The sequence below is a fragment of the Pseudobdellovibrionaceae bacterium genome (genome assembly GCA_019637875.1).
Taxonomy (GTDB): Bacteria; Bdellovibrionota; Bdellovibrionia; order Bdellovibrionales; family Bdellovibrionaceae; genus JAHBUW01.
In genome coordinates this window covers 262,632-276,713 of record JAHBUW010000002.1, presented here as the reverse complement: position 1 = coordinate 276,713, position 14,082 = coordinate 262,632, and the positions used below count along the sequence as shown (strand labels likewise).

Here is a 14,082-nt window from a genome sequence, read left to right as displayed (position 1 = left end):
GAAACACAGGTGAAAATCCAAGACCCAGGTCCCCACGGACCTGGGTTTTTTTATGCCCGAATGTTAGCGTTGAAGGATGGGTCTAAGCTTCGGGAAAGGCATATTGGTGGGTGGATTTCTCGCCCTGGGGATAGGCGCGATCGCCGCTCCTCCTAAGCCGATTGGCAAAGCTCCGGCTGCACGAGTGAAATCGCCCGCGACATTCTCCGATAAACCTCTGAAAAGCTACGAAGTGCGGGTGAATACCCAGATGGAGTGGCTCATCCTCGAGCAGCTCAAACTCGGCGCCCAACCCACTCACTTTCTGAAGTTCCGCCGTGGCCACCGTACGGTCGCTTTGTCGGTGATCACGAAGCAAGATTTCGAGCGTTGGAGCCGTGATATCATGGCGGTGAAGACTTCGCGGCAACCCGCGTGCGCGCACCCTTTCGAGGCCCGTGCGTTCGTGGATGGAATCCGTTATGTGAATCGCTTCTGTCCCGGCCCCGCAGCCGATCCCCAGGTGCGCAATCTCGGTAAAAGCACGACCGAGATGTTGAGTCATCTACGGCAATTCGATGGGCTTAAAGGGAAGGGAAGATGATTCCCCCGGGCGCGGTCCTCACTTTGTTGGCGGCCTGGGCGCTCGCGGTACCGGTCCAGGCTCGGACGTGCGATCTGAAAACGCTGACCCAAGACTGCAAGCTCTTCGAAGATTTGAATCCAGAGGATTCTCTGGAGTTCGAGGACGGGACGAGTGTTCCCGCGTGTGCGCTGCAATCCATCTCGCAATCGGAAAGCAATCGCAATGAAGCCGAAACGAAGCCCGAATTGGCGAAGCTCGCGGTGGCTTTCTCGGCGCTCAAGCCGGGGGAGGTTCCCTCGGCAACGTTGAACCGTTGGATGAACGGCGATTTGCAGTTGCGACAGGTTCTTCCGAGCGAAACGGAGATCGTCAACTGGCCGCCGGATTCGGCAAACCCCACGCGGCAGTCGAAGACGCCGGCGGAAGTCCGCGCCTACTGGGAGCAAAAACTCGGTCAAGACGGTTATATGAATCTGGTCGACGCGACGTTTTCGCTGGATCAAATCTCTAAAAAGTACGCCGCCCGCAAAGGTCAAAAGGACACGATGCAGTTCGATTTTTCGCAACAGGATGCGCGCGCCGAACGCTTGTTCAAGGAGGCGAAGGCGGCGGTTGAGCGAAAAATTCTGGCGGGGCGTGCGGAGTCCGCACTGAACGCGAATGAAAAGGAAATTCTGGAACGTGTCCGCGCGGTCACGAACAACAAGTACCCTTATTCTATCAATGGGTGCGGGATACCCTACCACGCGAGTTTCGACTACGGAGCTCAGGACATTTCCATTCCCCCCAGCGCCATGTTTCAACCCGACGAATCAGTTCTGCGCGCGATGACCCACGAGATTTCCCACGCTTTCGACTTGTGCCGTTTGGGCGGTGGATTGGATGGCGATTCCGCGGCAAAAAAAATCCCGCGCGCCACGGGCGATCTTGTTCATACCCCTTTCTACGAGACCTACCGCTGCCTACGTTCGGACGCGGGTGGAAAATTCCGTTCGCCTAAAGAGAAGTCGAGCTCCCCCGATCTGAAAGACGCGTGTTACTCGAATCATCACAACGAGGCTTTCTGCGACTGGTTTGCGGCGGAAACGATGGCGACGGAACTACCCCTGCGCGATCGCGTCGTTAACGGTCCCATGCCGAAGCGGGTGTCGCCCAAGACGGGAAAGACCGTGAAGCTGCCGAACGCCCTGAAGGCGCACCTCATGCAAATGGACTATGCTTGCGGCGTGAAGGCCGAATCACGCTACGACTCGACCGGATCGCATCCTTCGTGGGCCGGACGCGTGGACAACATCATGTTGCGCCAACCCGCGCTGACCCAGGGGCTGAACTGCGAGCCGAGCGGGAAGGGGTGCCCCTATCCCGTGGCCCCCCGTGCGGATACTCCCGCCGCGCTTCCCATGCAAAGTGCCCCGGGGGAACGTACCCAGGGCGTCGATTAGATACATTTAGAAATAGAACGCGGCGCCGGCCATCAAATTGACCATGTTGGCACTGGCGGAGTTCGCCGGACCACCGGAAAAGGAACTCGAAACCTGTTTGAAGTTCACGTCCGTGCGGAACGCCATCTTGGTGGAAATCCCGTATTCCGCGAACAAATTGAAATGCGTGATTTGGTTCGAGGCGCTGCCGCTGGAAACGGGAGTTTCGCTGATGGTGGGTTGCCAGTAGTACAGGAACTTTCCGCCCAACAGCCAACGCGAGTTGTTTTCGGCGACCAAAGGGAAAGACCCGCCGAGACCGAAGGCGAAGCCGCCGTATTCTTTACTGGTGTGCGCACGGGGAGTGGAATCGTCAACGAACAGCGTGGTTTTCGAAAAGCCGCCCATCAATTCGAACTTCGGTCCCCAAAAATCCTCGGGTTCAACGAGGAAGTTGTAGCCCAGCAGCAGCGACAGCTCTTGCATCTGCAGATTCAAATTCGAAGGTGACGAATTCGCGAGCTCGTTGGGAATCTTCGTCGCCATCTGTTCGATGATGAGATCGAATTGCCATCGTGGATCCAGCCACATCTGGGCATCGATGCGCACCAAAGGACTGAAGTTGTTGGCGCCGCTGGCGCTGTCGCCGGTGGATAACGTCGTGGATAAATTGGTTTGCGCGATGCCGGCCAGCAGGGCGACTTTGCCGAAGCTTGCATCCTGACCCGTCGTCCATTCGCGGGGGGCGTTGCCGTAGGCCAGGGGAGCGTCGGGGCGATCGCCGATGCCCGGCACCAGACCACCGCCCTCGGTAATGCCCGCCCGCGGATAACTGACGGGCTCGGACCACGTGGCTTTGAAACCGGCCTGCACGAGATTGGCCGAGCGTTCCGACACCAAGCTGCCGAACGACACCGAGTCGTCGACTTTCTCCAGGCGAACTTTGCCCATGATTTCGCGGTCGACTTTGGTGATGAACTTGAATTTCGGATGACGTTCGATGCCGGTGATCAAGACGACGAAAATTTCGTCGTTCAGTCGTAACCCGTGTCGTGAACCGGCGTTCAACGTCACGACCTGTCCCTGCCGACTGGTCACTAAGGCTTGGTAAGGCAAACGCGACAACAATTTCGCCAAGAGCTGGCTGAGCTGGCGTTTGACGTCTTCGGTTTCGAAACCGGGGTAGTCTTCGAGGATCTCTTGCGCCATCGGTAAATTTTCCGAACCCGCGATCAATGTCAGACGCAAGGAGAGTCCGCGCGCGCCTTTGATCAATCGCGAGGTGATGAGCGCGTCGGCTTTGACCGACGAGAGGTAAGTGGCGACGGACTTGGGGTTGCCTTCGAATTCCTCGGGGGCGAAACGAGGTGCGGGGCCTGCCAAAACTTCGAATCTGCGATCTTGCTTCAATTCGTTCAGCAAGCTTTCGGTCAGAGGGCTTGCGTAGATGTGTTTAACGTTGTCTTCCATCGGTACGACCGCGATTTTCCGAAGGTTCAGCGTTTGGTCGATGGCGCTTTGGTAGGTTTTGATTTGCGCGAAAACCGGGCCCGACGAAAGGCAGGTTAGTAGCAGCGAAAGAGCGTGAAAATACCTAAGATATTTCATCTTTTCATGATCGGGTGGGGGTGGGATCAAGTCAATCGGACCCGTCGATGGGCTTGCCGGTCTTCAGGAGGAACTCGGGGAATCCGAAACGGAGTTATGGCATTTCCATCGCGTCCTTCGCACTACATCGCGTTTGTCGTTTGTTGGTCCTTCTTGGTCGCGTCGGTGGCGTTTGCGGTTTCCCCCGAGAGTCGTTCGCTGCTTCCGGCGGCGGGGACGACCGCGGCGCCGGATCGTTCGCCGGCGGAAGCCGGACTTGAGTCGGGTCGCTATCGTGAGATCTCGAAAGAGGACGTGGAAAAGTGGGAGCGCGACCAAGACTCTAAATCCGATCGTGAGCCGTCTTCCGAGAAAAAACCGGCCTCGGCGAACACTCCATTTTAATCTAACATTTATTCATGGCGCTGAAGGTTCTCGTCGTGGATGACGCCGGTTTCGTCCGGCAAATACTGGTTTCGATGCTCATGGATCTTGGCTGCGAAGTGGTCGCGGAAGCCCGTACGGGAACCGAAGCCATCGAACGCGCGAAGCTCGCCAAGCCGGATCTCATCTTCATGGATATGGTTTTACCGGAAAAAAATGGTGCCGAAGCCGCGATCGAAATTCTGGAGGCTCGACCGCAGTGTCGCATCATCGCCATGTCGACCGCGACAGAGGAAATCGTTCGCGCGCGCGCAAATCAAGCGGGCTGCATCCGCTTTTTGGAAAAGCCTTTTCGAGTTCAAGACGTTCAATCTTTACTGGAAACACTGGACGGCTACCGCGCGCCTTCGCGCGAAAGCGTCGGCTAATTGGAAGGACGTGGAACATGATGTTCGTCGTTAAATCGATCGTCGCAACCGTCGTGATCGTCATGTTGATGCAAATCGAATTTGGTGGACGTACGTTGGAATCGCGCGCGGAACGCTGGCTGACCACCAGCATGGTGACGGAGCAACTTCGTCAGGTCGCGGGCGGAGCCATCAAGATCACGAGTGATCTTTGGAAGAAAGGCCATCGCTGGGCCGGCCTGGATTCCGGCGCAAGCGTCGGGCAGAAGCCGTGGTCGGTCGAGTTCCGCCACCGGAAAACCGGCGCGGAAACCGAAGCGGATTAATCGCGACCGGACTTCGCCGATCCTTTTTTCGCTGCCGACGTCGACGCGGGAGGATTAGTATTCGCGAACAGATCGGTCTGTTGCAGGCGTCCGCAATCGGTTTTATTGTCCCGTGCGATATTGCGGTCTTGTGCGCGCGTCGACTTCGACTGGGCGAATCCTGTGCCCGCCGACAGCAGAATGGCTGCGAACAACATCGTGGCTTTTTTCATAGGCCCTCCTGGTAGAGCATTGTGTCTCGTAAGGAGAGTATTGCGAGATCGGTGCCACTCGATCCTGGTTTGAGGCACTCAGATTCAATATATAAACTTTGGACCAAAAAAAACGTGTCTCATTCCGAGACACGTTCTTTCCACCGTCAAATTGTTCGACGCGTGTCTGATCAATCCGTTCCGGACTTCTCGTCGCTGCCTGCGGCCTCGACTGGCGAGCCGTACTGGGGAACCGCGTTCTTCAGGAATTTCACGTTATAGACGTTCTCGTTCGTGTTTCCGGGCAGATCGATGCCGGTCATGACATGGCAGCCGTTGCACTCATCTTTGAGCGGCGTGTTGGTCAGGTTCGCATCGAAGTATTCGCCTTCGGTGCGACGAGGATCGAGGTCTTTGCTGACTTCCGCGTAGCAAGGACTGTTGGGGTCCTTCATTTGCTCAGAGGTGAAGTCCTTGCAGCCCTCGGGAACGGCGCGGTCCATGTCCGAAGACGCGGGAGCATCGTTCGCCTGGGTGAAGGCCGATATCGGAGCGAACATCATCATGATCGTAACAACAAGCAGCTTGCTCATGTTTTTACCCCTCTATCCTTAATTGTAGACTTCCGGGGACGCCGGGGAAAGTATGTCGAGTAAGTTATTGAAAGTACTGGCAACCTGCATGGCTACGGTGGGTCCTTCCGCGGAATTCACCTTGTCGATGTCGCCGTTGGCCTTGTAGCTGACGCGGATCGTTCCGAGGCCGGGGCGACTGACCACGGCGGGTTTGCCGAAGCGTTCTTCGTAGTCGATGCGTACGACCTTACGGGCTTGGTCCGTGATCGTCTTGATGCGGCCGCGACCGTCATAGGTCATGCGTACGCGTTGTCCTTCGGAGTTCGAAGCGAAGGTCAGATTCCCTTTGGCGTCGTATTGGAACGCGGTTTTGCGACTGGTGACGGCTTTGCCTTTGTCGTTCAACACCGTCGTTTGCACCTCCGAGACCTTCTGGCTTTTCTTGTCGTACTGGTAAGTCATACGTGTCAGGCGCGTACTTTTCGTACGGATCTGGCCATTCGCGTAGTACTCGAAATTCGAGGTCTCGGCATTGCGGCGAATCGTAAGGGGGCGATTGAAGACTTCGTGGTAGGTGATATCGGTCACCGAACCGTTGATCGTCGAGATCACACGCTGCAAGTAAACTTGGCCGTCATCACGTTTTTTGTGAATGAACTCGTGTTTTGATTCGTTGACGATCTCTTTGCGGCAGACTTTTTTCACCGTCGACCAGTAGTGCATCTTGGGATCCGACTTCGAAAGTTCGTAGCCGTAGTCCTCGGTACACTTATCGCGATCCACGAACTTTGTGACCCAGTCGCGCTCTTGGTTGTAGCCGATTTGGATCGAGGTTTTATCGGGGTAATTGACCTTCACCAAGTTATGGCGATCGTCATATGCGTAGGTGTAGATGTTGCCCCATTGGTTCTTCACCCAGTTCAGATCGTCAAGGCCCTCGAATTTATATTCGGCGGTCGTGCCGTTGGGACCCGAGATGGCTTTTACCTTCTTGTTGTTAAAGTACTTGAAGCTGAGCTTACGGCCGTTGTTATCGACGACTTCGCGGACTTGGTCTTTGTCGTACTCGAAGCGCAAGAAGTTACCGGCGGCATCGTACATATGGGTCATGCGACCCTGAGTGTTGAAACGCATTTGCGTTCCGCTGACCAGCGTGCGGGTGTAAACGTTTTTGGAAAAAACGAATTTTTCCACTTCGCGACCGTTCGCGAAGTACTGCATGCCTTCTTTGGGTTCGACTTTGATTTTGAAGTCGGCGGCGTACTTGGCGCGCAGCTTGGCGTTCGACACCATTTCTTCTTGAAGCGCCTTGAGCGCTTTTTCATCCATGCCCTGCTGTTGGCGGAGCTTGGGCAAGATGGCGGCGATGGTTTTGTCGATGTCTTTACGATTGAACTCCAAAGGCATGTAAACGGTCTCTTGACCCGAACCGCATTCGATCAGGCGGATGTTGCCCTCGGGAGTGATGTCCAAGCGGGTTTCGAAATCCGAACACCAACCGAAACCGAACATGCCGTCGAAAAGCGAACGGCTGTTGTAAGTGCGGTCGACTTTAAGTTTGAACTGATTTGCCGCCGAAGGAACGTCGATATCCGTCCACGTTTGGCTGTAGTTCGCGGTCTTCATATCCACGATGGCGTGAGCGGTAGCAGATCCGAGAAAAGCGGTGACCAGGGCCAAAAGCCGCGAGGTTCGTTTCATCCTTGAAACTCCATCGAAAAGGGTCCGTACGGCCTACGGCCGCGATGTGATTACACTTTGATTGTAACCACTTTTCGAATGGCGACACCACCGATAATGATGAATGCGAACATGATCATCAGAAGGATAATGCCCAAGGTCGAGGTGAACATGGGCATGATGTATCCGGGGTCGATGAAGTAGAAAAGCGCGATCAAACCGATCGGGACCATCGATACGATGAACCCCTGCATGATTCCCTGCGCGGTCATCGCTTCGATTTTACGTTCGATTTTCTGACGTTCGCGGATCGTCACGACGATGGTCGTGAAAGTTTCGGCCAAGTTACCGCCGGTTTCTTTCAGGATGTTGATCGCCGTCACGAACATCTGGACGTCGGCCTTGGGAATACGCTCCCCCAGGTCCAGGAGCGCCTCTTCCACGCTGCGTCCCATGCGGATCTGACTGAGGACCAGGCGGAATTCCTGGCTGATCGGATTCGGCAAATTTTCCACGACGCGTTCCATGGATTGGGGCACGGACAGACCGGCTTTGATCCCGTTCGCCATGATGGTGAGGCCGTCGACCATCTGATCGACGAGCTTCTGATTTCGCTTTTCCCACTGCGAGCGGATCAGCAGCAAGGGGACGCGCCACATGAAGCCACCGACGGTCCCACCGATGATCAATCCGATCGTCGCGCGCGGCCATAGCAGCAGGAAGAACGCCAAGCCGAGTCCGAAGCTGCAAAAGAACAGCAGGTAATCGACGTGACGGGGATTCACTTCCACGTGCATGAGGTTCAGGTAGCGCAGGATTTCGGAACGGTTGCTCGCGGCGCTTCCCATGACTTTATTCAGGATCTTGTCGAACCACATGTACACGATGGTCGCGACGCAAAGTCCGATCAGCGGCAGTGCGATCCAATGACTTCCCAGGAGCTTGTTGATGATATCCATCACTTGCCTCCGATTTTCTTCATGCCGGGCATGGTCGGCATGAGCGAAGTTTTGGGCGCGGCCTGGGCGGCGGGTTTCGGCGGTTCATTCGAGAACATATCGCGCGGAATGATGACGCCCTTCTGCTCGAGTTTTTCGATGAAGGAGGGGATCAAACCCATCGCCTGGAAAACGCCGACGATCTTACGGTTTTTGTCGAAGCCGGTTTCTTTGAAGCGGAAGATCTCTTGCATCGTGATCGTTCCGCCTTGCAGTCCGCAGACCTCGGTGATGCTGATGACTTTACGGCTTCCGTCGGACAGACGCGAGATCTGCACGATGATGTGGACGGCGCTGGCGATCTGCTCGCGAATCGCGGCGACCGGAAGATCCATTCCGGCCATCAAGCAAAGCGTTTCCAAACGTGCGGTGCACTCGCGCGGGCTGTTCGCGTGCGTCGTGGTCATCGAACCGTCGTGACCGGTATTCATCGCCTGGAGCATGTCCAAGGCGGCGCCGTCACGCGTTTCCCCGACGACGATCCGGTCGGGGCGCATACGCAGGGAGTTTTTGACGAGGTCACGGATCGTTACGGCTCCCGTTCCTTCCATATTGGCGGGACGGGTTTCCAAACGGACGACGTGTTCCTGTTTCATTTGTAGCTCGGCCGCGTCCTCGACGGTGACGATACGTTCCGTCGCCGGGATGTAGCCCGAGATCATATTCAGAAGCGAGGTTTTACCAGATCCGGTACCGCCAGAGATGACGACGTTCAATCCGTTCTCGACGCAGATTTTTAGGAAATCCAGCATCGGCTTCGAGACCGAACCGAATTCCATATATTTTTCGGGGGTGATTCCGCCCTTTTTAAACTTACGAATGGTCAGTGCGGGGCCATCGATCGACAGGGGCTCGATGATGGCGTTCACCCGGGAACCGTCGCGCAAACGGGCGTCGACGTACGGAGTCTTTTCGTCGATACGGCGACCGAGCGGCGTCACGATACGTTCGATGACGTTGCGCAAATGATGGTTCGATGTGAAGGTCGTGGGGGAAAGCTGAATTTTTCCCGATTTCTCGATGAAAATTCTTTTGTATCCGTTCACCATGATCTCGGTGACGGCGGGATCGGCCAGCAAATCTTCCAAAGGCCCCAGCCCAAGGGATTCTTCAAGGACTTCCTTGATGATCCGCGAGCGTTCGTCACGCGCGGTGTTCGGCGATTCTTTGTCGACGAGGGTCGTGATCATCGCGAGCGTCTTTTGGCGAAGGGCTTCTTCTTTTTGCGGATCGCCATTCGTGTCGGCGACGCCCTTTTTCAAGTCCATGGCGCGGATGAGTTCGCCGTGGACGCGCAACTTCAGCACGTTACGGGGATCGAGTTCTTCTTGGCCCGCGTGAATCAGCGCCGCGGACTCTTTCTGCGCGGCCACCGTTTCGTTGCGGCCTTGGCCAATTTGGACTTGGCCTTGCGGTTTTTGCACCGACTTCAGCTTTTGCAGCGTACCGCCGGTCAGCTTGCGAACGAGGTCGTGATAAGCCGCAGTGATCGGAGCCTGACGGGCGCCGATCACGAAAGGGGTCGACTTACTCAGGCTCATGGCGGTGGTCGCATCGTCTTGCGGAATCAGACCCAAGGCGGGCATCCGCAAAGTCTGCGAAATCGCCTGCGGGGACAGCGCGCCGGGTCCGACTTTGTTGATCACCAGCTGGAACATCTCTTGCGGCATGGTCGCGACGAGGAGTTCTTGAATCATGCGCAAAGTCTGGTTCACGACCAGCACTTCGGGCACGGTCAAGATCATCAGGGCGGTCGATTCTTGAATCAGCGTCGTTTGCAACGGGCCGTAGTCCGTACCGACGTCGATGATGATGTATTTGAAGTGGCGCGAAAGGAATTCCAGGGGCTTCATGAAAGCCTCGGGATTTACTTTCAGCGTTTCATCCGGTCCGCGCACGGCGCCGATGTACGACAGGCCCGAGGGCAGCTGCGTGACCATTTGCGGAATCGAGGCGGGGGTCAGCGATCCTTGGAAGGCCGCGAGTTCGGCGATCGTTTTGTTCGGACGCACGCCCAGGATGACGTTCTGGTCACCGCACGAACGTGCGTCGGCATCGATCAGCAGCACTTGGGTTTTCAGTTCCATCATCAGTGCGAGGGCGAAATTGGCCGAAAAGACGGACTTACCGACGCCGCCTTTACCACCACCGACCGCAATGACGTTACAACCAGGACTTAAAAGCATTAATCCCTCAGACGGAACTTACGTTTGATCTTTTCGGACCCGCTGGAAGCCGAGCTTTTGATGATCGGCGTGACGAAGACCACGAATTGACTTTGATCGCGTTGGAAATCCTTGGACGCGTAGAGCGAGATGATCGGATTGTCCGAAACGTCCTTGGGCAGTTTATTGTAGTTCGTCGTCGCGCGGTTCGAGATCAAGCCGCCGACCGCGGCGCTTTGTCCGCTGCGTACGACAATGTCGCTCGTGATCTTGTTCCGCGAGGTCAGGGGACCCGCGTCGGTCAAACCGACCAGCGAGCTGATGTCGAATTCCATCGAGAGGCTGAGTGAATCCGAGCGTTCACCCAAGATGACCGGGGTGATCGCCGTGGCGATACCGACATCTTTGAACGCCGTGACCAGGCCGCCCGTATCGCCGCCGGCGGCGGTGGTATAGGGGATTTCGCGGATCGAGTTGAGGACGCCCCGCTTGCCGTCTTGGACGATCAAACTTGTGGACTCCAGAACGCGCGCGTAGCCGTGCTGCTTCGACCAGTTCAGCTTGGGCAGCAATTGATCGATGATCCCCGTGATGCTCCATCCGCTGTCGGCGTCCTGCTGTTGTCCCGCACGGAACGACAGGGTCGACTGATCTTGCAGGTTCGGCATGAACTGGAAGCGGAATCCACGTTGGTAGTCCTTCTTCAGCTCGACGTAGTGAATGACCAATTGAACCGTCTTCGAAGGCGGCGGCGGTGCGGACGGGCGCACCGAAATCAAATTGATGATCCCGTCGTTCGCCGGACGGGGCGCGCGGACGATACCGTCTTGAATCGCCGATTCCAGGAAGGTCGGCTGAACGTAGGCCTTCGCGATGATTTCCGCCTTGTTGCGTTCATCGTCGCTGTTGACCGTGCCTTCAAGGATGAATTTGTCGTTCAAAGCGCGCACGCGCACTTCGGGGTTCTGAATGTCTTTTTCGATGAACTCGGCGATCCGTTTCTGCGCGATCGGTGACAGGGTCACGATCGACGAAACTTGATCTCCGTATTGTTTCACGACGGTGTGAATGCGGTACATGTCTTTCGGGATGACGATTTGCCCGTCGACGATGACCTTGTTGTTCACGATTTTGATCGAGATACCTTCGATATCGCCCAGTAGACCTTTGAGTTCACGCGCGATACCGTCCAAACGGCTTTTGCGCACTTCGATACGGTACTCGGCGACGACCCGTTGTTTGGCATCGATGACCACGAGGGTCGCGACCCCTTCGCGGTTCGGCGTGAACCGCAGGGTGTTGATTTCTTCCGAGAAGGTCACGCTGACGATACGTCGCCAAGTCCCTTTGAGGTTTTCACGCCCCAGGTTCTTCATCTTCACGGGCAGCTTTTCATCCTGATCGACACCCACGGTGAGCGTCAGGAAGCGGCGTGAGCGTTTCGGCTTTTTCGTCGGCTCTTTCGCGGTTTCTTCCGCGGGGCCGGGCAGTTCTTGCGCGCTCGCGGGTGCGACATGCATCAAGATCCCGAGCGAAAGCATCGCCACAAAGCACAGACGGGACCAGGTCGAAACCCGTCCCGCAGCGACTTTGAAATTTTGCGTTCTCGTCTTCATGATCTCCCCTTACGCCCCCGAACCAGAACCCAACCCAAACCCAGTGAACGATAATCAACTATAGCGGACGGAAACCTTTCCGCGGCCGTTGCGTCGGCCTTGCGGCCGGCGCGGGTGCCACCGGCACCGGTTGCTGCGGAATTTGAATGACCGGCGGTGCCGGGGCGGGTGCCGAAGGCTCGAACGAAGGACGTCCGAGGATTGTTTCGGCCACCGAACTCGGCAGACGTTGTGTCGAATTGCGGTCATTCGGATTTTTCAAAGTGAAGTAGATGTTTCCCGCGCCGGCGGTCTGCAAGAACACGATGTCCTGCGCTTCCTTCGGCGAGAGCTCCAAGGTCACGGAGGTGTACCGGGTGTCGCCCGTCAGCACCGTCTGCATGATCTTGCCCGTATCGGGATCGAGTTCCACCGAGCGGGGAATGTTGTTCACGACGTTCACGCCCGTGGCGAGAACGGTGATGTCGGTCATGATGGTCGCGACTTCGCGACGTTGATTCTGTCCTTTGCCGACGTCCACGGCCGCGACGATGTCGATACGATCACCGGGACGGATCAGGCGCGCTACGCCCGTGTATTCGTTGATCGGAACGGCCAGGGCACGTTTTCCGGGCTGAACTTGCAACGAAATTCCGGTGTCGGGACCGGGTTGCAGCAATTTGTTCGAAAGAATTTGTTCGCCCTTTTGGATCGGCGCCGCCGCGACGTAGCCGATGATGTCTTCGGGATTGCGGACCGCTTGGCCTTGCACGACGAAGCTTTGGGGCATCTCGCGCACTTCGATCATCGTGTCGTCAATGGTGTCGAGTTCGCGAATGTCTTTCAGCGCGAAGACGACGTTCATTTTGCCGCCGTAGGGCTTCACGATTTCGGCTTTTTGTTCTTGAAGGAACGAGTATACGAGGAACATGGCGAACAGCCCCGCTCCAACCGAAATCCATAATGTCCTGGTTTCGTTACCCATCTGCTCTTCCTTCTAGTTCGACGGTCCACATTTCGAGTTCAGACAAATTCCGTAAAGCGTCTGCAACCAAACGGGATTGACCCCGCTTTTTCCTTCTTCCGCCGACATTCCAGTAAACGTATCGGACACTTTTCCCGTACTTTGAATGGACCGGACCAACGTCGTGTGATCGCCCTTGTCACCTAGAGCTTCGTCCATACCGCCGGCATCCGTGAACCGGATCGGACGTTGAGTCGCGATCCAATCCTGCGAGCCGCGGTTGTTTTCGGAAATGATCCCGTGAAAACGGAAGCCCACTTTCGTGTAGCGCGCTTCGACTTCCTCGTTCGCGCCTCGTAGATCGACGTCACGCAGGTAGGTGAGGTTGGTCCGATTGCGGAAAGTCTCGAATGCGTAGTTGCGCGCGGCGATGCTATTCAGAATTCCGGCGTGGATGACGCCGAAGAAGCCGAGCGTGAAGTTGAAGAGCATGGCGAAAAGAAGCAGGATCGGCACGATTTCGACCGAAGCCATTCCTTTTTGCGCGCGCGTTTTCCGCGGGGTCGACGGTTTTAACATCCGTTGTCCTCCAGCGGTACGTAGGATCCGGTTTGGTAGAACTGACGACCGGCGGGCAGATTTTTGAGCGCGGAACGACGTTGCTCGTAAAAGTCTTTACACTCTTTTTCGGAGGGGTCGCGGATCAGCATCGAGTTGAGCGCGGTTTGCGGGCCGTCGTCCTCGTCGGGGGCGGTGTCGCCGATCAAAGGCAATTTCATCTTCAGCAGACCGACGGTGAGAGGGATGCTGACGCCGATGAACCAGTTTCGTTTATCCGCGCCGCCCGCCAAATCTTGGTCGAACATTTCGCCGTTACCGGTCGGTCCTTGGCGGACATCGAGTTTATCTCGCGAACCCAATTGAAACCATGACGTGGCGTACAGACTGCCGATTGCGCCTTTGCTGGTCGTCAGCTGAGTGTATTTCGCGCGCGCCTTATTCTCTTGTTCGAGCGCGGTTTTATGTCCCGCCATTCCCGCGCGCGCGACCGAGAAGCTGATGTACTGGGTGACTTCGACGACGGCCAGCGTATAGGACATCGCGAATAAGATCATGCCCAGGCCGGCCGCAAGGACGATCGAGAAAACGAAATCCGCGACGATGACGCCGCGTTGATCGCGCGATTTGTTTCGAAGGTAGGAGGGGGTTCCGCGCGTGCCCATC

15 protein-coding genes are annotated in these 14,082 nt (G+C 56.5%); 5 read left to right on the top strand and 10 right to left on the bottom strand.

The window, feature by feature from the left end; all coding sequences use genetic code 11:
* Positions 1-184: 184 nt before the first annotated feature.
* Positions 185-583, top strand: a complete 399-nt coding sequence (locus KF767_04060) for a hypothetical protein (protein MBX3017041.1) — start codon at positions 185-187, stop codon at positions 581-583.
* Complete coding sequence (locus KF767_04055) at positions 580-2,007, top strand: hypothetical protein (protein ID MBX3017040.1); 1,428 nt, start codon at positions 580-582, stop codon at positions 2,005-2,007. The genes KF767_04060 and KF767_04055 overlap by 4 nt, the downstream gene beginning before the upstream one ends.
* A 6-nt stretch (positions 2,008-2,013) precedes the next feature.
* Here the strand turns inward: KF767_04055 and KF767_04050 are convergent, their stop codons facing one another.
* Positions 2,014-3,594, bottom strand: coding sequence for a hypothetical protein (locus tag KF767_04050; GenBank protein ID MBX3017039.1), 1,581 nt, complete (start codon positions 3,592-3,594; stop codon positions 2,014-2,016).
* Positions 3,595-3,690: 96 nt separating this feature from the next.
* Between KF767_04050 and KF767_04045 the strand changes: the two genes are divergently transcribed.
* Genes KF767_04045 through KF767_04035 form a run of 3 tightly spaced genes read left to right on the top strand, consistent with a single transcriptional unit; the run spans position 3,691 to position 4,690 of the window.
* Positions 3,691-3,978, top strand: coding sequence for a hypothetical protein (locus KF767_04045; GenBank protein MBX3017038.1), 288 nt, complete (start codon positions 3,691-3,693; stop codon positions 3,976-3,978).
* A gap of 14 nt (positions 3,979-3,992) precedes the next feature.
* Positions 3,993-4,385 carry a response regulator gene (locus KF767_04040; GenBank protein MBX3017037.1) on the top strand — a complete coding sequence of 131 codons (393 nt, stop codon included), beginning with the start codon at positions 3,993-3,995 and terminating at the stop codon, positions 4,383-4,385.
* 17 nt (positions 4,386-4,402) lie between these two features.
* The gene (locus KF767_04035) at positions 4,403-4,690 is read left to right on the top strand and encodes a hypothetical protein (GenBank protein ID MBX3017036.1); all 288 of its coding nucleotides are present in this window, start codon (positions 4,403-4,405) and stop codon (positions 4,688-4,690) included.
* Here the strand turns inward: KF767_04035 and KF767_04030 are convergent.
* The 9 genes from KF767_04030 to KF767_03990 all read right to left on the bottom strand — a co-directional run bounded on the left by KF767_04030 (position 4,687) and on the right by KF767_03990 (position 14,081).
* Entirely contained in the window at positions 4,687-4,902 is a 216-nt protein-coding gene (locus tag KF767_04030; protein ID MBX3017035.1) for a hypothetical protein, read from the bottom strand. The genes KF767_04035 and KF767_04030 overlap by 4 nt on opposite strands.
* 170 nt (positions 4,903-5,072) lie before the next feature.
* Positions 5,073-5,474, bottom strand: coding sequence for a hypothetical protein (locus tag KF767_04025; GenBank protein ID MBX3017034.1), 402 nt, complete (start codon positions 5,472-5,474; stop codon positions 5,073-5,075).
* 18 nt (positions 5,475-5,492) lie between these two features.
* The gene (locus KF767_04020; protein ID MBX3017033.1) at positions 5,493-7,157 is read right to left on the bottom strand and encodes an RHS repeat protein; all 1,665 of its coding nucleotides are present in this window, start codon (positions 7,155-7,157) and stop codon (positions 5,493-5,495) included.
* A gap of 50 nt (positions 7,158-7,207) precedes the next feature.
* Positions 7,208-8,095, bottom strand: coding sequence for a type II secretion system F family protein (locus KF767_04015; protein ID MBX3017032.1), 888 nt, complete (start codon positions 8,093-8,095; stop codon positions 7,208-7,210).
* Positions 8,095-10,320 carry a Flp pilus assembly complex ATPase component TadA gene (gene tadA / locus KF767_04010; GenBank protein MBX3017031.1) on the bottom strand — a complete coding sequence of 742 codons (2,226 nt, stop codon included), beginning with the start codon at positions 10,318-10,320 and terminating at the stop codon, positions 8,095-8,097. Before tadA ends, KF767_04015 begins: the two co-directional genes overlap by 1 nt.
* Entirely contained in the window at positions 10,320-11,840 is a 1,521-nt protein-coding gene (locus KF767_04005) for a pilus assembly protein (protein MBX3017030.1), read from the bottom strand. The genes tadA and KF767_04005 overlap by 1 nt, the downstream gene beginning before the upstream one ends.
* Positions 11,841-11,973: 133 nt before the next feature.
* Positions 11,974-12,879 (bottom strand): Flp pilus assembly protein CpaB, encoded by a 906-nt coding sequence (gene cpaB, locus KF767_04000; GenBank protein ID MBX3017029.1) that lies wholly within the window; start codon positions 12,877-12,879, stop codon positions 11,974-11,976.
* A 12-nt stretch (positions 12,880-12,891) separates the two neighbouring features.
* The gene (locus KF767_03995; GenBank protein MBX3017028.1) at positions 12,892-13,392 is read right to left on the bottom strand and encodes a hypothetical protein; all 501 of its coding nucleotides are present in this window, start codon (positions 13,390-13,392) and stop codon (positions 12,892-12,894) included.
* 38 nt (positions 13,393-13,430) lie between these two features.
* Positions 13,431-14,081 carry a hypothetical protein gene (locus KF767_03990; protein MBX3017027.1) on the bottom strand — a complete coding sequence of 217 codons (651 nt, stop codon included), beginning with the start codon at positions 14,079-14,081 and terminating at the stop codon, positions 13,431-13,433.
* Between the last annotated feature and the right edge of the window lies 1 nt (position 14,082).